Origin of the sequence: Campylobacter parajejuni (genome assembly GCF_046764905.1) — a bacterium.
In the GTDB taxonomy this organism is placed as follows: domain Bacteria; phylum Campylobacterota; class Campylobacteria; order Campylobacterales; family Campylobacteraceae; genus Campylobacter_D.
This window is the reverse complement of record NZ_JBKORB010000003.1, coordinates 84,958-104,024: the sequence shown is the minus strand read 5'-3', so window position 1 is coordinate 104,024 and position 19,067 is coordinate 84,958. Positions and strand designations below refer to the sequence as shown.

At 31.5% G+C, this 19,067-nt stretch carries 22 protein-coding genes; 13 read left to right on the top strand and 9 right to left on the bottom strand.

Annotated features, from left to right (window positions below):
* Nucleotides 1-7: 7 nt before the first annotated feature.
* The 6 genes from ACLL8X_RS03815 to ACLL8X_RS03790 are packed head-to-tail and all read left to right on the top strand — an operon-like array spanning nucleotide 8 to nucleotide 5,869.
* The gene (locus ACLL8X_RS03815) at nucleotides 8-1,867 is read left to right on the top strand and encodes a flagellar assembly protein A (RefSeq protein WP_411989616.1); all 1,860 of its coding nucleotides are present in this window, start codon (nucleotides 8-10) and stop codon (nucleotides 1,865-1,867) included.
* Nucleotides 1,843-2,394, top strand: coding sequence for a Holliday junction branch migration protein RuvA (gene ruvA, locus ACLL8X_RS03810; protein ID WP_411989615.1), 552 nt, complete (start codon nucleotides 1,843-1,845; stop codon nucleotides 2,392-2,394). The genes ACLL8X_RS03815 and ruvA overlap by 25 nt, the downstream gene beginning before the upstream one ends.
* Nucleotides 2,395-2,403: 9 nt before the next feature.
* Nucleotides 2,404-3,444, top strand: a complete 1,041-nt coding sequence (locus tag ACLL8X_RS03805; RefSeq protein ID WP_411989614.1) for a D-alanine--D-alanine ligase — start codon at nucleotides 2,404-2,406, stop codon at nucleotides 3,442-3,444.
* A gap of 60 nt (nucleotides 3,445-3,504) precedes the next feature.
* Nucleotides 3,505-3,720 (top strand): type II toxin-antitoxin system Phd/YefM family antitoxin, encoded by a 216-nt coding sequence (locus tag ACLL8X_RS03800; protein WP_002934936.1) that lies wholly within the window; start codon nucleotides 3,505-3,507, stop codon nucleotides 3,718-3,720.
* Nucleotide 3,721: 1 nt separating this feature from the next.
* Nucleotides 3,722-4,441 (top strand): EstV family lipase, encoded by a 720-nt coding sequence (gene estV, locus ACLL8X_RS03795; RefSeq protein WP_411989613.1) that lies wholly within the window; start codon nucleotides 3,722-3,724, stop codon nucleotides 4,439-4,441.
* A complete protein-coding gene (locus ACLL8X_RS03790; RefSeq protein ID WP_411989612.1) occupies nucleotides 4,442-5,869 on the top strand; it encodes a Mur ligase family protein in 1,428 nt (475 codons plus the stop codon).
* 255 nt (nucleotides 5,870-6,124) lie between these two features.
* On the opposite strand, the gene ACLL8X_RS03785 is transcribed toward ACLL8X_RS03790, so the two are convergent.
* The 3 genes from ACLL8X_RS03785 to ACLL8X_RS03775 all read right to left on the bottom strand — a co-directional run bounded on the left by ACLL8X_RS03785 (nucleotide 6,125) and on the right by ACLL8X_RS03775 (nucleotide 8,485).
* Nucleotides 6,125-7,453: a Cj0814 family flagellar-dependent secreted protein gene (locus ACLL8X_RS03785; protein ID WP_411989611.1), complete on the bottom strand. Its 1,329-nt coding sequence runs from the start codon at nucleotides 7,451-7,453 to the stop codon at nucleotides 6,125-6,127.
* A 293-nt stretch (nucleotides 7,454-7,746) separates the two neighbouring features.
* A complete protein-coding gene (locus tag ACLL8X_RS03780) occupies nucleotides 7,747-8,316 on the bottom strand; it encodes a DJ-1 family glyoxalase III (RefSeq protein WP_411989610.1) in 570 nt (189 codons plus the stop codon).
* The gene (locus ACLL8X_RS03775) at nucleotides 8,309-8,485 is read right to left on the bottom strand and encodes a hypothetical protein (RefSeq protein WP_411989609.1); all 177 of its coding nucleotides are present in this window, start codon (nucleotides 8,483-8,485) and stop codon (nucleotides 8,309-8,311) included. The genes ACLL8X_RS03780 and ACLL8X_RS03775 overlap by 8 nt, the downstream gene beginning before the upstream one ends.
* A gap of 82 nt (nucleotides 8,486-8,567) precedes the next feature.
* Here ACLL8X_RS03775 and ACLL8X_RS03770 point away from each other — a divergent pair, with 82 nt between their 5' ends.
* A complete protein-coding gene (locus ACLL8X_RS03770) occupies nucleotides 8,568-9,311 on the top strand; it encodes an amino acid ABC transporter permease (protein ID WP_411989608.1) in 744 nt (247 codons plus the stop codon).
* On the top strand, nucleotides 9,304-10,032 hold the full coding sequence (locus ACLL8X_RS03765; RefSeq protein WP_411989607.1) for an amino acid ABC transporter ATP-binding protein: 729 nt from the start codon (nucleotides 9,304-9,306) through the stop codon (nucleotides 10,030-10,032). The genes ACLL8X_RS03770 and ACLL8X_RS03765 overlap by 8 nt, the downstream gene beginning before the upstream one ends.
* Before the next feature lie 28 nt (nucleotides 10,033-10,060).
* Here the strand turns inward: ACLL8X_RS03765 and ACLL8X_RS03760 are convergent, their stop codons facing one another.
* The 4 genes from ACLL8X_RS03760 to pgp2 form a co-directional block, all read right to left on the bottom strand.
* Nucleotides 10,061-11,527: an alanine/glycine:cation symporter family protein gene (locus ACLL8X_RS03760; protein ID WP_411989606.1), complete on the bottom strand. Its 1,467-nt coding sequence runs from the start codon at nucleotides 11,525-11,527 to the stop codon at nucleotides 10,061-10,063.
* A 105-nt stretch (nucleotides 11,528-11,632) separates the two neighbouring features.
* Nucleotides 11,633-12,100, bottom strand: a complete 468-nt coding sequence (locus tag ACLL8X_RS03755) for a tRNA (cytidine(34)-2'-O)-methyltransferase (RefSeq protein ID WP_411989605.1) — start codon at nucleotides 12,098-12,100, stop codon at nucleotides 11,633-11,635.
* A gap of 13 nt (nucleotides 12,101-12,113) precedes the next feature.
* Complete coding sequence (locus ACLL8X_RS03750) at nucleotides 12,114-13,100, bottom strand: alanine racemase (protein ID WP_411989604.1); 987 nt, start codon at nucleotides 13,098-13,100, stop codon at nucleotides 12,114-12,116.
* The gene (gene pgp2, locus ACLL8X_RS03745) at nucleotides 13,100-14,077 is read right to left on the bottom strand and encodes a cell shape-determining L,D-carboxypeptidase Pgp2 (protein ID WP_411989603.1); all 978 of its coding nucleotides are present in this window, start codon (nucleotides 14,075-14,077) and stop codon (nucleotides 13,100-13,102) included. The genes ACLL8X_RS03750 and pgp2 overlap by 1 nt, the downstream gene beginning before the upstream one ends.
* Nucleotides 14,078-14,223: 146 nt before the next feature.
* On the opposite strand from pgp2, the gene ACLL8X_RS03740 reads away from it, so the two are divergent.
* From ACLL8X_RS03740 to ACLL8X_RS03725, 4 genes are all read left to right on the top strand, one after another.
* The gene (locus ACLL8X_RS03740; protein ID WP_411989602.1) at nucleotides 14,224-14,694 is read left to right on the top strand and encodes a hypothetical protein; all 471 of its coding nucleotides are present in this window, start codon (nucleotides 14,224-14,226) and stop codon (nucleotides 14,692-14,694) included.
* Nucleotides 14,695-14,780: 86 nt separating this feature from the next.
* A complete protein-coding gene (locus ACLL8X_RS03735) occupies nucleotides 14,781-15,197 on the top strand; it encodes a copper chaperone PCu(A)C (protein WP_411989601.1) in 417 nt (138 codons plus the stop codon).
* Nucleotides 15,198-15,200: 3 nt separating this feature from the next.
* The gene (locus ACLL8X_RS03730) at nucleotides 15,201-15,653 is read left to right on the top strand and encodes a hypothetical protein (protein WP_411989600.1); all 453 of its coding nucleotides are present in this window, start codon (nucleotides 15,201-15,203) and stop codon (nucleotides 15,651-15,653) included.
* Entirely contained in the window at nucleotides 15,650-16,213 is a 564-nt protein-coding gene (locus tag ACLL8X_RS03725; RefSeq protein ID WP_411989599.1) for an SCO family protein, read from the top strand. Before ACLL8X_RS03730 ends, ACLL8X_RS03725 begins: the two co-directional genes overlap by 4 nt.
* 138 nt (nucleotides 16,214-16,351) lie before the next feature.
* Here the strand turns inward: ACLL8X_RS03725 and ACLL8X_RS03720 are convergent, their stop codons facing one another.
* A complete protein-coding gene (locus ACLL8X_RS03720; protein WP_411989598.1) occupies nucleotides 16,352-16,648 on the bottom strand; it encodes an HU family DNA-binding protein in 297 nt (98 codons plus the stop codon).
* A gap of 76 nt (nucleotides 16,649-16,724) precedes the next feature.
* Entirely contained in the window at nucleotides 16,725-18,578 is a 1,854-nt protein-coding gene (gene ciaB / locus ACLL8X_RS03715; protein WP_411989597.1) for an invasion protein CiaB, read from the bottom strand.
* A 63-nt stretch (nucleotides 18,579-18,641) separates the two neighbouring features.
* Between ciaB and ACLL8X_RS03710 the strand changes: the two genes are divergently transcribed.
* On the top strand, nucleotides 18,642-19,046 hold the full coding sequence (locus ACLL8X_RS03710) for an acyl-CoA thioesterase (RefSeq protein ID WP_411989596.1): 405 nt from the start codon (nucleotides 18,642-18,644) through the stop codon (nucleotides 19,044-19,046).
* The last annotated feature ends 21 nt before the right edge of the window (nucleotides 19,047-19,067 follow it).

Below are 19,067 nucleotides of genomic sequence, written 5' to 3'. Positions count from 1 at the left end.
GAAAGTTTTGGTTTTGGATGAAAAAATTATTGTCTATACAGAAAATCCCGCTCGTGAGCTTTTAAGCACAGCTTCAAGAACTCATCTTAACTTAAATGAGCTTGATTTTAATTTATTAGCCTTTTCCACTCAGTATCGTTTTGGGGATGGAGAATGGAAAAAAATTTCCGAAAAGGATTTAACGCTTTTTGATAAGGATGAAATTTTTTTAAAAAATGATTTACAAATCAAACAAGAATACAAAATAGAAATTTTTCATAGTAAAGAACCCGGTCAAATTTCTCAAGCTGTTAAATTAATAGCCAATAAAAATTTAACCAAAATAGTCGCACAGATTGATTTTATGGATTTAAATTTTTATGAAAAGCTCCCCCTAGAACTTTTGCAAAATATCTATAAAAAAATGTTAAAGCTTAAATTCCTAATCGGCATTCGCATTTTTGATTTTAAGAAAATTTTGATTTCTTTTTGCAATCAGCACAAAAACCAAGCCTTAAACAAAACCATCCAAATCGTTGTAGCACAGGGTATTGAACCTGTGGAAAGTCAAGATGAGTCTTTAATCTTAGTTTATAAAGAAAAAACGAAAAATTACACTATGGACGAAAAGCGTTCAGGTATCATTGTGGTTGATGAAAATGAAGTGGTTTTAAGGCACACCAAAGCCAAGCAAGGTAGAGAAGGCAAGGACTTAAATTTGCATACTTTAAAGGTTTTAGTAGCCAATGAAAAAAAAGTTACATTTTCTTGTTCTTCAGCCTTTAAACAAGTCGAACAAGAAGAATACACCGAATATTTAGCCTTAAAAAAAGGTTTTGTGGTGGAAAATGCAGCCAGTTTTGACATTGCCAATGAGCTTGATTTTCAGGAAGTGGAATTTAAAAAGGTAGGAGTGATTAAAGCTGGACTTGATAAGAATGTGAAGATTAATATCAACTTCGTTTCAGAATTAAAAGACGCCGTAAATTCGGGCGTAGAAATAGAATGCGAGGAATTAAATATAAACGGAAGTGTAGGAAGCAATACCCAGCTTAAGGCTACAAAAATGAAAATCGAAGGCACTACGCATTCTAAGGCTAAAATGAGTGCTAAAGAAGCCTATATAAAAACCCACAGGGGCTTTGTAGAAGCTGAAATTCTAAACATAGACTTGCTTGAAGGTGGAACGGTTAAAGCCAAAGAAGTAAAAATCAAAAAAAGCTTAGGTGGAAACATACAAGCGGATAAAATTTATATAGAAGATTTAGAGAGTAATAATACTTGTATATTTTTTGAAAACTCTACCATAGAACGCATGAAAGGAAGGAATAATAAATTTAATGCCAAAGTAAAAATGAAGGATAAAAACTATGATGAAGAATTTAAAACCTTAGAAGAGCAAAGTGCCAAATTAAGCCGCAAACTAGATAAAATCAAAGCCTTCATAAAAGCGAGTAAAAATACAATTTCAAGTCTTGAAAAAACAATGACAGAGCTTAAAAATAGCGGACAAAAAATTCCCGCAGGGTATGAAAAAGCACTTAAAAATTTTTCTTTGCAAAATCAAGAACTTGCTAAATTGCAAAACGAAGAAAAACAAATTCTTGAGCGAAAAAAAGCTTTGCAATTAGAATTAAGCCATTTGCAAGAACTGCTTTTTAAAGCCAATTTTATCAACAAAAGTGGCAAATGGACGGATATGAATGAGCTTAGATTCTCACTCTTAGAGCCTAAAGAAGAGCTTTTTTTCTCTTCTTTACAAAGCGAAAATGCTAGGGTTATAGGCATAGAAAAAATCATGCAAAACAATAAAGAAAGCGTGCAAATATACAAAAAACTCAATTACGAAGAAAAGGATATACAATGGTTGTCGCCATCGAAGGAATAATCACAAAAAAAGAACCTACTTTTATTATCATCAAATGTGCTAGCGGTTTAAGCTATGGGGTATTTATCTCTCTTTTTTGTTCTGCTAAAATTCATTCCCAAGAAAAATACGAGCTTTTTATCACTCAAATCATCAAAGAAGATTCTAATAAATTTTATGGTTTCTTAGATAAGGATGAGCAAAAAATGTTTGAAATGCTTTTAAAGGTCAATGGAGTGGGTGCTAATACTGCTATGGCAGTATGCTCTAGCCTTGATGTGAATTCTTTTTACAAGGCTTTAAGTTTAAATGATGAGAGTGCGTTAAAAAAAGTGCCCGGAATCGGTGCTAAAAGTGCAAAACGCATTATACTTGAACTTGCAGATGCAAAAAATAAGCTTGAAAATGTAAGCGATGATAAAAGCGAGGCTTTAGCAGCCTTAATAAGCTTGGGCTTTAAACAGGATAAAATTTTAAGCGTCTTAGCTAGCTGTCAAGCAACAAGCACAAGCGAACTCATCAAAGAAGCTCTTAAAAAACTAGGATAAAGGAAAAAAATGAATTTTGCAATACTTTTTGGTGGAAATTCTTATGAACATGAAATCAGCATAGTCAGTGCCGTGGTGCTTAAAAAAGTCATCAAGGAAAATTTAAAATTTATTTTTTGTGATGAAGAAAGAAGATTTTATCATATTTTGAGTGAAAAAATGAATTCTAAAACCTTTAGTACCAAAGCTTATAAAAAAGAAAAAGAACTTTTTATAAAGCAAGGGGGCTTTTTTAGCAAGGCTTTTTTAAAAGAAGAAAAATTAGAATGCGAATGTATCATCAATCTCATTCATGGCAAGGACGGCGAAGATGGAAAAATTGCCGCCTTGCTTGAGTTTTTTGGAGTGAAATTCATAGGTCCTAGACTCGAAGCTAGTGTATTGTCTTTTAACAAGGAACTTACCAAACTTTATGCGAAAAATGCTGGAGTAAAAACACTTGATTATACTATGTTAAGAAAGGAGCAAGACTCTAAAGAAAAGCTTATTTTTCCTTGCATTATAAAACCTGCAAGATTAGGCAGTAGTATAGGCATTAGCATAGTAAAAGATGAAAAGGATTTAGAATACGCCAAAGATGTGGGCTTTGAACTAGATAGCGATATACTAGTAGAAGAATTTAAAAGCGATATTAAAGAATACAATCTTGCAGGATGCATGATAGAAGATGAGTTTGTTTTTTCCATCATAGAAGAGCCGAAAAAAAAGGAATTTTTAGATTTTAACCAAAAATATCTTAGCTTTTCAGGAAATACTGAACTTATAGAGGCAAAGTTAAGCGAAGAATTAAAAGAAAAGCTTAAAAGTAGCTTTAAAAAAATTTACAATCCTTTGTTTAAGGGAGCTTTGATTCGTTGTGATTTTTTTGTGCTGGATAATGAGGTTTATCTTAATGAAATCAACCCAAATCCCGGCTCCCTAGCCCACTATCTTTTTAAAGATTTTAACGCCACCTTAGACGCTTTAGCCAAGCAAATTTCGCTTGAAAAAATGATAAAAATCAATTATAACTTCCTTCATTCCATTAACGGACAAAAAGGAAAATTATAAGCTTTTAAGTCAAAATACGCTAAATTATACATAAAATTTAGCGTATTTTAGGAAAGATTAATGCTCTCTTTTAAACAAGATGAAATTTACACCGCCACCGAAGTGGTAAGAAATTTTAGTCCCATTATGGAAAAACTTAAAAAAAGTGAAAGTGGAAAAATCGTTATTTTAAAAAATAACAAATTTGAAGCTGTGATGTTAAATATGAAAGAATTTGAACGCTTACAAAATGCTATGCAGCTTTTAGAAAATATCTACAAAAACCAAAAGGCTTAAAATGGCACAAACAGAGCTTGATTACAAGCATAAAACTTACCAAATTTCTTATGAAATTTTAGGCGATTTTTCCTTGCCACAAATACTTATTTTACACGGCTGGGGTGCAAATAAAGAGCTGATGAAGCAAAGCTTTTGCTCTCATTTAAAAGAATTTTGTCAAATTTATATGGATTTAGCAGGTTTTGGAAATTCAAGCGTGGAAGAAATTTTAAACACTCAAGATTATGCAAAGATTACAGAGCTTTTTTTAAAACAAAAAAATTTTAATATTCGCTTTTTTATGGGACATTCTTTTGGGGGCAAGGTTGCTACTTTGCTCGCAAAGGAAAAAGATACGCTCATCTTGCTTTCGAGTGCGGGAATTTTGGCTAAAAAATCCCTAAAAGTGCGTTTTAAAATCCGCATTTTTAAATTTTTAAAGCTTTTGGGTTTGGGAAAATTTTATCGCTATTTTGCTAGTAAAGATGGGGCAAATCTTAGCCCTATTATGTATGAAAGCTTTAAAAGAGTTGTGGATGAAGATTTTAGTGAAATTTTTGCCAAGCAAAAGGCAAAAAGCCTTATTTTTTGGGGAATTAGCGATAGTGCCACTCCTTTAAAAAGCGGAAAAATGATTCATACTCTCATTGCAAATAGTCAGTTTTACCCTCTAGAAGGGGACCATTTTTTCTTTTTAAAACACTCAGCTTTCATAGCTGAAAAAATCAAGGAAAGTTAAATGCTTATCAATGCTTTTTATTTTATCAATTCTTTATTTTTTAATTTTTGCATAGCCTTTTATCTTATGAGTGCTTTGCAATGGTATTCTTACAAATTTAAACGCGTATTTTTTCACTATCACAAACCCTTGTGGCATTTGTATTTTTTGTTTATTCCTTATTTTTTCTTCTTAACTTTTCCTTTATACTCTTTAGTGTATTTTGCGTTTATACATGGAGTGATTTTGTATTTTTGGAATAAAGGCATAGATAAAAAGCTTGTTTTTACAAGTAAAATCAAATGGTTTTTTGTTTTTGTTTTTGTTTATAATGCTATTTTTGCCATTCTTGCCTTGCGTTTTTCTTTTCTTTTTAATCTTCTCACCCTGCCCTTTGCTTTATTTAGCCTTAAAATTTATGAATTTTTTACAAATTTATATTATAAAAAACAAGCCAAAGAGAAATTAAAAGCCAATCAAAATTTAAAAATCATACTCATTACAGCCAGTTTTGGCAAAACGAGCATAAAAAATTTTCTCTACGAACTCTTAAAAGATGATTTTAAGACCTACAAAACACCGCGTTCTGTAAATACCCTACTAGGCATAGTCGCTGATATTAATGCGAATTTAAGCAATGAAACGCAAATTTACCTAGCTGAAGCAGGAGCAAGGCTTAGGGGCGATATAGATGAAATCACGCGTTTTTTAGAACCCCATATTAGCATAGTAGGAGAAATAGGCAATGCACATTTAGAGTATTTTAAAAGTGTTGAAAATATTCGCTTAAGCAAACTTGAAGCCTTAAATTCTAAAAGACTCAAAAAAGCTTTTTTGCATACTAGCACTCAAAAGGAAGAAAATGATATGCTAAGCCTTTATGATAATAAATTAAGCTTTATTCATTCAAGTCTTGAAGGTTTGGAATTTAAAATGCAAATCGATGGGCAAATATATGGCTTTAAAAGTCAAATTTTAGGGGAATTTAACGCTCAAAATCTTTGCGTTTGCATACTTTGTGCGGCTTTTTTGGGTGTAAAAATAGAAAAAATTCAAAAGCAAGTTTCGCAAATAACTTCCGTAGAACATCGCTTACAAGTGCTTTCAAAAGAACCTAAATTCATCATAGATGATGGATTTAATGGAAATTTTAAGGGTATGAGTGCAAGTTATAGGCTTTGTAAAAATTATAAAGGACGCAAGGTTTTAGTAAGTCCGGGCATAATAGAAGTAAGCAAAGAAGAAAACATAAAACTTGCTAAAATCATCAACGAATGCTTTGATTTTGCCATCATTAGTGCTGGGGTCAATGCTGAAATTTTTAAAAGAGAATTAAAAATTCCAACTATTATTTTAAAGGAAAAAAGCGAACTTATACAAACCCTAGCCAAAGAGACTAAAAACGGGGATTTGATACTTTTTTCAAATGATGCACCTAGTTTTATGTGATTTTAAGTCCGTCATTGTGAAGGGTCTAACCCTGCCCGTTATTGCAAGAAGTTACCCGACTTCGTGGCAAACTCTGTGTTTGTCATTGCGAAATTTGATTTAATCAAATTGAAGCAATCTGCTTAAATTTTTTAGTATAGATTGCTTTTGGCGACAAGTCGTCTCGCAATGACGAAGATTACCACGCTTTAGGGCGTAAAGCTCGTAATGACGGATACTCTTGTAATAACAAGTCAAGCTAAAACAATTTCTAATTTAAACCCTAGTCTGACTTAAAAGGTTGTTTAATCTATCCATTATGGAATCAGCATAAGAATCTATAGTGCTAGGTTTTGCTTTCCAGCCATTAGCAAGAGCTTGTTTAATCTCAGCATCTAAAGCCCAGTTACCTAAAGCTTGTCTAGGAGTTATGCCTTTATCATACATATAAAGTTCTCCTTCTAATTTACCTTTGCTAAGCAAATTTTTAAATAAATTTTTAAAATCAATCTTACTTGTCATAATATCACTTATATCTACGCTAGTAGTTGAAAAACTTTCCTTAGCCATAGCTTTATTATAAGCTTCTATGGTTGGATTAAGTGTGGTTTTTGGACTCTCAACAGGTTGTCCATTTTGAGATTTTAAAAAACTCATAAATAAAGCTTCTTTAGAATAACTTCCATCTTCATTTTTTGGATAAAATGACATATCAGGATTAAACTGCCAATCTTCACCCTTAGAAACATTTTTAATTTCTTCTAGGGACAAGCCTAAAGTTTTAGGCAATAATCCATCAATCATATATCCTGAATCAACCCAAAGGTCATCGGCTTCTTTTGCTTGTTCAGGGGTTTGATAAACATTTGAAATTAAAGAATTTGAAAAATCTTTTAAACCTGTAATATTCATTCTATTGCTTGGATTATTAAAGTCCATCCATTGCGTTCCACTTACACCATAACCCTTAGGCATAGAGTTTATATCTGCTTCAGTGAAACTACTTTTATCACTTGGAAAGCTTTGATTTAAAGCATTAGAAAAAAGATTATAGTATTGTTTTATGGTTTCAGCCATATCTATGTTTGTATAGTATTCACTTACACCAAAGTATTGTTTATCATATAAAACATCAGGTCTATTTTCAGCAGTCTTTTTAATCTCATCTAAAGTAGATTTATGTATCTTAAAATCTTCAGGCAATCCTGCAGCTTTGTTAAAATCACTTCCCATATAGCCATCTTTATTTACACTATAACCATAGGCTGTATTAGTGGTAGTGCTTAAATCAGCTTGTTTGTATTTTAGAGTATAAATAGAGTTTTTAAATTCACTGGATATATCATAATTAGGAGAATTTGTTTTACTACTTGTACTAAAATTAGTGTTATTGCTAGTATTTGTTGTATTAGTAGAATTTAATGCTTCACTTCTTGCTAGAGTTTGTGAATTTTTACTTTCTATATCGCTTAATTTACTAGCATTTTGTTTTAAAAAAGCATTAGCAAAACTTATTTTAGAATTTTCTTTACTTTCTTTATTAGCTTTACTTTGTGAAAGTATGGAAGTATAGTTTGAATTATCATTGATACTAAAGATACTCATATTTTTTCCTTTAATATTAGATTGCTTCGTTTCACTCGTAATGACGAGAGAAAATATTATCTCTGACAATAAATTAATAAGCAAATTCTGTTCCATTTTGAAGTGAAATGAAGAAGGAAAAAGTAGAGTTTAGTATCTGCTTTGAGTAGAGCAAAGCCAAGCACTATCCAAGATACTTTGCTACTTAAAGCATCAACTTTTAGCGACAAAGACAAATGAAGCTAGAGCCTATTGCAAGGCATTTAAAAAAGCATTTGTAGCAAAGTGGTGTTTTGTATTATCAATATAGCCCATCACCGGGTTAAAGGCACTAACATTCCATCGTATAATTTTTGATAAATTGCATCGCCGCATAGCTTTTTAGCCAATTCCAAGCCAAAAAGAATTGCCGTAGCTGGACCTGCTGAAGTGATGACATTTTTATTTACAACAACTGCTTTATTTACGCGATTTGCATTAAGCCCGACTTCACAACCGGGATAGCAAGCAAATTCGCCTTCTAAAACACCTGCCGCATTTAAAACTATGGGAGAAGCACAAATTGCAGCGACAATTTTTTCTTCGCTGTGAAGTTTTTTGATTATACTTAAAATAGCATCTGAGTTTTTAAGATTCATCATACCTTCAAAACCCCCTGCCAAGGCAATACCATCTAGGGTTTGTATATCAACATCTTGCAAAGAACAATCCGCTTTTATACTAATACCATTAGCACCTTTTACGAGTAATTCATCATTTAACGAAGCTATGATAACTTCCAAATTTCCGTCCGATTCGCCTGCACGCTTTAAAACATCTACAATACCTATAAATTCAGCCTCTTCAAAACCAAACGCTAAAGGAACCAATACCTTTTTACTCATTCTTATCTCCTTTTTTAAATTTTTTAAATCTTTCTTCTTTTTCTTTATTTTTCTGTGTCATTTGACGGTTAAAACCTATTACCAAAAAAAGCATTAAAAATACAAAAATACTCGTTAAAATAAAATCTAAAATTTCCATAAATAACCTTGTTTTAGGAAATTCTAACACATTTTTATAAATCTTTAGAGAAAATTCAAAGATAATTCTATAAAATCTAGTTTTTTAAATAACTTCTTTAAAAGGTTTAAAATTGAATCAAAAAAATATAAGAATTTTTGTTTTCTTTGTGATTATTATTCTGTGGGGATATTTTTCTTTTCCCATAGAAATATTAAAAATTCAAGACCCTAGTGGAGCCGTAAGCTATGGCTACACAGAAAATGCGAAAGCTTATTTAAAAAGCTATCTTATCACGCTTATACTAACCATTTGTGCTGTGATTATCGGTGTGATTGTTGGTTTTAGTTTGGCTATTTTACGCTTTGGTAAATTTAAGACGCTTAATTTCATCATAGATGAGTATATAGACATTATACGCGGAACACCTGTGATTTTACAACTTATGATTTTTGCCTTTGTGATTTTTACTTTTATTGATAATCTTTATGCAGCCATCCTTGCCCTAGGGCTTAATAGTTCTGCCTATATAGCCGAAATTGTAAGAAGCGGGATTAATAGCGTAGATAAGGGACAGATGGAAGCTGCAAGAGCTATGGGACTTGATTATAAAACCTCAATGAAAGAAATCATACTTCCTCAAGCTACTAAAAATATCTTACCTGCATTATCCAATGAATTTATTTCTTTGTTTAAAGAAACTTCGGTTGTGGGATTTATTAGCGTCATTGATATTACTATGCAAAGTCAAAGTTTGCAAGCCGTGCTTTACAATCCTAAGCCCATTATTTTTACTGGACTGGTTTATTATGTTAGTGTAAAAATTTTTAGCTTTCTTGCAAAGAAACTTGAACTTAGGATGAATAAAAATGATTAAAATTAAAAATTTACAAAAAAAATACGGAGCCTTAGAGGTTCTAAAAGATATCAATACTACTATTTCAAAGGGTGATATTGTAGCCATCATAGGTCCAAGTGGGGGCGGGAAAAGCACATTTTTACGCTGTATTAACCTTTTAGAATTACCAGATAGTGGAGAAATTTTAATCAAAGGACAAAATATACTAGATAAAGAAACCAATATCAATGCTATCCGCCAAAAAGTCAGTATGGTTTTTCAGCACTTTAATCTTTTTACTAATAAAAATGTGATGGAAAATTTATGCCTAGTTCCTATTAAAACAGGAATTTTAAACGAGGAAGAAGCTATAAAAAAAGCCAAAATGCTCCTTGCTAAAGTGGGTCTAGGCGATAAAGAAGAAGTAATGCCGCATAAGCTTTCTGGTGGTCAAAAACAACGCATTGCTATCGCAAGAAGTTTGATGATGAATCCTGATGTTATCTTGTTTGACGAACCTACTTCAGCCCTAGACCCTGAAATGATAGGCGAGGTTTTAAGCATAATGAAAGAACTTGCAAAAGAAGGTTTAACTATGCTTGTAGTAACTCACGAAATGGGCTTTGCGAGAAATGTGGCTAATCGTGTATTTTTTATGGATAAGGGTCAAATTGTTGTTGATGCCCATCCTAAAGAAGTGTTTGAAAATCCTAGCAATGAAAGATTAAAAGAATTTTTAAATAAGGTTTTAAATCATTAATTCATAAGCCAAAAAAGGCTTATGAATTTTAATCCCAGCACTCGGCGTTTTTGATTCCAAGTTTGCTAGCATTAAATTTAGGATTAATTCCAGCTTTTTGTTGTGCATTAAAATCTTTTAGAACTTTATTGACTATACCGCCTAGAAGTAGTAAAGATATAATATTTGTTGTTGCCATAAAAGCCATAGTTAAGTCGGCTAAATTCCAAGCAAGTTTTAAATCCATTTGTGAGCCTGCGAAAATCATAGCTACTGCTGTAACTCTAAATAAATTCATAGCAAATTTAGAATTAGTCAAATACTTGACATTGGCCTGAGCGTAATAGTAATTTCCTATCAAAGAAGTTATAGCAAAAAGAACAATAGCTATGGTAATAAAATGAATTCCAAGACTGCCATAATATTCACGCATAGCTTCTTGAATCAAAGGCATTCCACCGCTAATTTTGCTTTCGCCAAGTCCTAAATACGCCATAGAAAAAAGAACCAAAAATCCCGAACTTGTGCAAACTATAACATCAATCAAAACTGAAAAAGCCTGAATAATACCTTGTTTAGCCGGATGACTTGTTAATGCGGCTGCAGCTGCATTAGGTGCCGAACCCATTCCTGCTTCATTTGAAAAAAGCCCTCTTTTAATCCCTATAACCAAGGCAGAACCAGCAAAACCACCAAAAATAGCTTCAAAATCAAAAGCATTTTGTAAAATCATATGAACCACAGAAGGAATTCTGTCAAAATTAATTAAAACGGCAATCACAGAGAGTAAAACATAAGCTAAAGCCATAAAAGGAACAATCAAAGAGCTGACTTTGCCTATTTTAATATGATGAGAAAAGAACATCCAAGCACCAAAAATAGTCAAAACAACTCCAATAACCACAGGCCAAGAACTAGACGCAAAATCAACGCTAGCGTTTGGATTTAACATATCATAATAAATTTTAAAAGACGAAGTCATAGTTTGACTTTGAAGTCCATTAAAACCATAAGCATAAGTAATAATAAGTATAAAAGCGAAAAAAGCTCCAAAAAAATGCGAACCTAAAGCTTTTTTTATGTAATAAGCCGGTCCACCCTTAAATCCGCCTGTATCGTCCTTTGATTTATAAACCTGAGCCAAAGTGCTTTCAGCAAATGCTGAAGCTCCTCCAAAAAACGCCATAACCCACATCCAAAACAAAGCACCTGCTCCACCTGTGGCTAAAGCCAAGGAAATTCCAGCAATATTTCCTATGCCAACCCTAGAAGCAGTCGAAATCATCAATGCTTGAAAAGGTGAAATATGCTCTTTAGTATGGGCTTCATTTTTTTCTGTAAGTATTTTAAATACAGAACTTAGCATGCGAAACTGAACAAAGCGAGTTAAAAAGCTACAATAAAATCCACAAATAATAAGTAAAACCACCATTATAATGTCTGTATTTGGGACAATTTTATTGGCTATAATATCAGATGCTTTATTAGCAAAATTTAGCACAATATCTAAATTCATCTAAACTCCTCAAAAAATAATGTAAGCTTTTACTTTAGCATAAATTTCATAAAAAAGGACTTTATAGTCGCATTTGTTTTGTGTCATTGTATTTGCTTAAAACTCTTAAGGAGTAAAGTGGTTAAAATTCTGCCTTAAAGCCTCATAGGAGATTATACCCACACTGGTAGCCAAATTTAAGCTTCTTCCGCAAGATTTCATGGGTATGGTTATGGCATTTTCAGGATTTAAGTGCATTAAATTTGTAGGCAAACCATAGCTCTCACTTCCAAAAAACAAAAAATCTTCCTTTTGAAATTTTACATCAAAATAGGCTTTTTGACTTTTCGTTGTAGCAAAGAAAAAACGCTTCTTATGAAGGATATTTGCCTTTAAAAAATCTTCAAGGCTTTCCCAAATCACAATATCCAGTTTATCCCAATAATCAAGCCCTGCTCTTCTAACAGCCTTTTGTGAAATATCAAAAACTAGGGGTTTAATGATATGAAGCTTAAAACCAGCGTTGAAACACATTCTGCCTATGCTACCTGTATTTTGTGGAATTCTAGGATGGACTAAAACTATGTTAAACATCTATGTTCTTTGTCTATACCAGCACTCTTTGTATGCTAGGATGGAGTTTGACTAAAATTTCATAAGGAATGGTGTTGAAAAAATCAGCCCAAATATTGGCATCATCAAAAACGCAAAGCTCTTCGCCTGAATTTTCACAAGAAAAACTATCCATTGACATTTTTCCAAGCATTGTTTTTCCATTTCCAAGCCTGAGTTTTCCTTTGCCATTATAACGAAAAAGACCATCACTATAACCTAAATCATAACTTGCTACTTCTAAATCCTTCTTAGCAGTAAAAACTCCGCCATAACCTATACTCTGCCCTTTTTTTAGCGTTCTTTGACTTAATTTATACGCATATAAACTTAAAACTTTTTTTAAATTTAAAGCCCCGTAACCAAACTGAATAAGCCCAACCCTACAATACTCATCATCAGGCAATTTAGCTCTAAATAAAGCAGCGGAATTGTAGGAGTGGAATAATAGATTAGAATGGTATTTTTTTGCCAACTCTTTAGCCTTTTGAAAATTTTCTCTTTGGATAAAAAAGCTAGCACTCATCTCATCAGCACTAGCAAAATGAGTAAGCAATCCCGTGAGTTTTAATTTATAATACTCAATAAGTCCTAAAGCACACTCTAAATCTTCAACGCAAATTCCATTACGGTGCATACCTGTGTCTATTTTAAGGTGTATTTTTGTGTTTTGCTTGTAAGTTTTAATTTGAGAAATATCATTTAGAGCATAAATGAAATTAGGATTTTCCTTGCCGTGTGGGCGGTGCGAAAGGATTAAGATATTTTCAAAAAAATCTTTAAGCTCCCTTGCTTCTTCTTCGCTTTTTACAGCAACAAAAGAGATGCCCAAATTTCTAGCCAAGGGGGCTAAAAGCTTAGCTCCGTGTCCATAGGCATTATCTTTAAATACGCAAATAACTCTCTTAAAGCCTCCTACTTTCTTAGCAATTTGCCTTAAATTATACTCATAAGCTTTTTGATTGATTTTAATTATAGCCATTACTGCTCTGCTAGAATTTTCATTTTGCCTTTGCTGTCTAATTTCACATATAATATTTTATCGCCTCTAAACTGATAATTTTTAGTGTAATAATCCTCAAAAAATGAAATTCTATACATAGTTTCATTTTCTAAATTAGGATAAGGACTGATATTAATGTCTGAAAATTTGATTTTCTTATCTTCTTTGCGAGAAAAAATAGTTTTTTTCATTGAGGCAAATTGCTCAAATTTCGTTTTATCAAAGCGTCTAAATTCTTGCTCATCATAAAAATTTAAATAAGCATTGACATCATTATTTGTCCAAGCGAGTTTCCAAGCAAAAAGGTCAGCCAATAAACCTGCTATTTGTTCTTTTGTAGCCCTGACTTTTTCCTTTTCTTCTGTCATTACAAAAACTTTTTTATCTTTGACAACTTGTGCGAATACTTCTAAATTTTTATTAAATAAGGCTATACAACCCCTAGTTTTAAACTCATCAAGTCTAGAGCCATCTAAAGGATAGCCGTGTATCCAAATGCCTCCACCTGTTCTTCCTTGCACCTTATCAAGCAAATTGGGATAAGTCGTAGCAAAGGCAAAAGGCCCATAATAAGGATCGCCCGGATTAAATTTACGTCCTAACTCATAAAAACCCACAGGAGTTTTTAAATCCCCTTCTATTTTTTTATCACCCATAAGGCCTGTGATGACTTCTTTTTGCTCAAAATCCTTTTTTATTTTCCCATCTTCATAAGAATAAACGCGAAGAATTTTATCCGTTTTATTTGTAAGCACGATAGCAACATTATCATCATAGTATCCAAGCGAAATGTTTTTATCTCCTATTTCGCCAAGCCAAAAATCCTTATTTGTCAATTCTTTTTCAATCGCTATACCAACAGCATCTAAACCTTGATTGAGATAAATTTTAACTAGGTCTGAAGCGTGAAGCATTATTGAAGAGAATGCAATGAATAAAGCAAGTCGTTTTAACAATGTTTTTCCTTAGAATTTTAAAGTTTTTTAAGTAAAAAATGTTCGTGATTATAATATTTTTTTTCTTAAAAAATATTAATTAGCGAGTTTATTTATGATATAATTTTAACAAACTATAAAAGGCTTGTTTTAAAAGGTTGTCTATAATGATAAAATTTTTCTCAGGAATATGTTTTTTAGGTGTTTTATTCTTAGCTTTTTATGCGTTATACGATAAAAAGAAAGAAAATATATTTAGTTTAAGCACGTGTCAGCCTTTAAGCTGTGATTTAAATTTAAAAGATTGCGTTTTTTCTTTTAATAATAAAAACATTGAGGTTTCAGCCTATCCAAAGCCTATTGAAATTTTTAATAAAACTGCCATTAAAGTTAAAAATTTTCCACACTATTCCAATTTAAAAATCAAAATTTATAGTTTAAATTCCTATATAGGCGATATTATTCCTGAATTTGATATGGTTAATGATGATATTATTATCAATTTTACAGGCAAAAGCATTACAGATGATTCTAGGTTTAGAGTTGAATTTCTAAACAATAATACCCCTACTGGTTTTTTCTTTGATTTTGATATTACTATGCAAAAGAATTTCCATACAGCAAACAACACGCCTTGAAAAATTCATAAAAATTTGTATCAAAATGGAAATATTTTTTGATATAATAAACAAATATTTAATACTATTAAAATAAGGATGCAAATATGAAAAAAATTCTAGTTTTAAGCACTCTTTTTACTCTAGGTCTTTGGGCTAATGATATAGAAATAAAAAATGCTTTTGTCAAACAGACTCCACCACACGCGCAAAATAGTGCTATTTTTCTTACCATCTACAACAACACAGATAAAAACATTGCTTTGCTAAATGCCAAAAGCGATATAAGCGATATAAGCGAACTGCATACCCACACACACAAAGATGGAAAAATGATGATGGAAAAGGTTTCTAAAATCATCATAAAAGCTCATTCAAGCACGGAGCTTAAATCAGGAAGCTATCATATTATGCTTTTAAAACTAAAAAAACCTATTGATAAGGATACAAAGGTAAATTTGAATTTAGAATTTGACAATCACAAAACCATAGAATTAAAAAATATTACTTCCAAAGAATTTTAAAAAATGAAAAAAATCGCTTTTATTTTAGCTTTTGCTGTTGTTATTATCTTATCTTATCTTATCTTTGATTTTTACACATTAAAAGACTCTCAAAAAGCGATAAAAACGGATTTATCCATCCCGTTACTTTGCGACCTTAATATTCAAGATTGCAAGTATAATTTTAAGGGTAGAGAAGTTTTAATCTCTTTAAATCCCAAACCCTTACAATCCTTAGATGTTACAAATTTAAAGGTTGTAAATTTGGGAGATTATAAAAATTTAGGCATTAAAATTTATGGACTAAATATGTATATGGGCGAAATTAAGCCTAAGATACACCCCTTAAATTCAACAGATTATGAAAGCAAGATAGTTCTTGCAGCTTGTGTTTTGGATACTATGCGTTTTAGAGTTGAATTTATGGATAATGATAAACCTATAGGTTTTTATTTTGATTTTGAGCTAAAAAAATGAGAAAAAATATTTTTATATCTGTCTTGCTTGTTTTAGCTTTTATTTTAGCTCTTGGGCTTTTTTTGAAAATTGGGCAAAATCCTTATGATTTTTCTCTAAAATCAAGTTTCAAAGAACAAACCACTCTTAAGGATTTTAAAGGAGATAAGCTTATTATTTATTTTGGATATACCTATTGCCCTGATATTTGCCCAGCAACCCTTAGTTTGGTGGGCAAAATTCTAAAGCAAATCAACAATCCTAATGCCCATATTCTTTTCATTTCGTTGGATCCAAATAGAGATAACAACCTAAACAATACAAACGAATGGCTACGATACTTCTATCCCAAAGCCGATGCTTTAATCGCAAAAGACGAAAAGACTCTTCAAAAGATAACAAAACAATATAATGTTCAATATCAAAAAATAGAACTAAATGATTCTTTTATGGGTTATTCTATCGCTCATAGCAACATGCTTTACCTTATTGATGAAAAGGGTCATTTCTACAAAGAATTGAGTGATTTAAACCCTAGTGAAGTTTTTAAAGAACTTAAAGCTTTTCTAAATTCTCAATAACTTAACCAAAAAACGACATTGCTAAAATACTCTATACTAAAAGATATGGTTTTAAAATTTCAAAAAATATAAATAAAATATGAAAATTATAGATAGGTAAAGTTATAAGAAAGGCTAGAAAAATCTAGCCACAAAGTTTTATTTTTTCTTTTTGCCACTTGCTTTTGCAACAGCATCTTTGAGATTTTTGCCTACTTTAAATTTTGCAACTCTTGTAGCAGGAACTTTAATCGTTTTTCCTGTGCTTGGCACTCTAGCTTCTCTAGCAGCTCTTTCTTGAGTTGAAAAAGTACCAAAACCGATAAAACTAATGCTATCGCCCTTAGCCAAAACATCAGTAATAGTAGAAATAACCGCATCAGTAGCAGTAGTAGCGTCTTTTTTTGTTAGCCCAGCTGTTTGAGCAACTAATGAAATGAAATCTGCTTTAGTCATAAAAGCTCCTTTGTTTTAATTGAAACGCCTAATTCTAGCATATTTAAAAAACAATAGCAAGTAAAAAACAGCTTTTTTAAGATTTTTTAGTAAAACTATGCCTTGTTCTATATTTTTCAAATTCCCCGCTCTCATCAATTTCATTGCCTATTTTTTCATAGAGCTTGTAATAAAATTGGACAAATTCTCTACACTCAGGCATAAGGGGAAGAAAAATATTGTCTTTTAATTCGCAAAATTGATTTAAAAATTCTTTTGCGTCAAATCTTAAAGCATAGTGTTTTGCTAAATTGTAATAATTTTTTAGGGTTAGCTCTTTAAATTTTTCATAATGCTCTAAATCGAAATTTACTTTTAACTTATCGTTTTTAAAAAACAAAACTTTACTCTCAAAAAGCAAACTAAGATGAATAAGTCCTTCTGTATAATAAGGCTTAACTTCATCAAGCCTTTGCCACGCAATAAGAGAAACAGCTCTTTTTATAAGCTCGTGAAAAACAGGCATTTTTAAATCATCTTGCTCGTGATAAAAGAAATTGACAAGTCCGCCTGTGGTGGCTTTGTATTCTTCTATATTTTTAAAAAATCCACTTTTATTCATTGATTTTTCACTATCATTAGCAATAAAAAAGATATGACCAAATTCGTGTCCTATGGTCGAAATTTCATAAACTTTTTTCCAAATTTTTTCCTGATGAAACAAAATTTCTCTTCCGTAGTTTAAAAAATCTTTATCAAATACTTCACTAGAAATTTTCATAAAAGGTTTTGTTTTAGCATTTTCATACACAAAATTTACAAAAGCAAAGATTTTTTTACCCGCCATAGAGCTTACAAATTCATCGTTTGGCACTACTTGGGCTGAAAATAAACCCTTAAGCTGGGCTCCATAAAAAATCATAGGAGTGCAAATATAAAGTTGAGTTTTTTCTATGTTGGACAGAACTTCTTTTTTTAAGCTTAAATCTTCAAGTGCCAAATCACTATAAACGCGTTCAAAACTTTCTTTAATTTCTTTGCCAAATTTTAAAGCGTCAAAATCGCTCTCATCTTCTATTCTTATATCCCATTCTAAAGCTACTGCGTGAGTGTAATTATCTTCATAATACTCTAAAGGGTGTCCTACTTGCAAAGGTGATTTTACCTTCATCCAAGCTAATTCAGCTTCTTGCCAAGCCCCTATAATCTTATCTTCATCCTTTTCGCAAAAAGCCCATTTTAATTTCTCAAAATACTCTATATAAGCCTTTTCTTCCTCATTGTCAGCCAATTTTTCAAGCTCATTAATCATATCTTCAAAAGCAAATTTCAATTTTAAAATTTCATTTTCAAAAAATCTTGCATAAGAAACAAATTTCCATAAATTCCCTATCCTAACCAAAACTCCATAACTTCGTTCGCAAATTTCGTTTTGTGGAGTTTTTTGATAAAGCTGATTTTTGCGTAAAAATTCCATAGCATCGTCTAAATTTGAAAATTGCATAGCTAGAATTTTATTATTTTTTTCTATAATCTCTTTGGTCCAAGAAACTTCAAAAATATTCATAATCAAACCTATATTATGCACTCCTTGCACCAAAGACTGATAAAATTCATTTAAAAGTCTTTTTTCTTTTATTTCATTAATCAATTCTTGGTGTTCTTTCTCATAAAATTTTCTAATCTCTTGGTAAAATTTATGCTTTAACTCTGTGATTTTATCTTCTTTAAAATTATTTTTTTTCCACTCTTGGATTAAATTTTCTTCTTTTAAATCAATTAAGCGTCTAAGTATGGCTAAAAAACTTGCTTTATCCTTTTTCAATTCACTTAAGGAAAGTAAAGATTCAAAATATTCACCCCAATCTTTTTTATCTAAAAGCTCATAAAGAGCATTATTTTTTTCCTTATATTTTCTAAGTAAGTTAGCTATTTCTTTAAAATTATTCATACTTTTATTCTCCTTTTTTTACTTTGTTAAATTATAATTCATTTTTTAAAATAAGGAGTAAAAATGAGAGATATGGGCGAACCCAAATTAAAAATTGTAGCTATGCCAAGCGACACAAATCCAGCGGGAAATATTTTTGGTGGATGGATACTTTCACAAATTGATTTAGCAGGAGCTATTGCGGCAAGAGAACTTTCCCCTGAGCGTGTTGTAACTATTTCTATGGATAAAGTGGTTTTCAAAGAGCCTGTTTTCATAGGAGATATAATCTCTTGCTACGCGAAAATTATCAGCGTAGGAAACACTTCCATTAGCGTTGAAGTCGAAGTTAGTGCTCAAAGAGTAGATTCTAAGGGTTGCACTTCTTGCATCAATGTAACTTCGGCTTTAGTTACCTATGTAAGCGTTACAAAAGAAGGGAAGAAAAAAGCTATTAGCGAAGAATTAAAAAGAATTCACGGCTTTTAAAATGCTTAAAGCTTTAGCTTG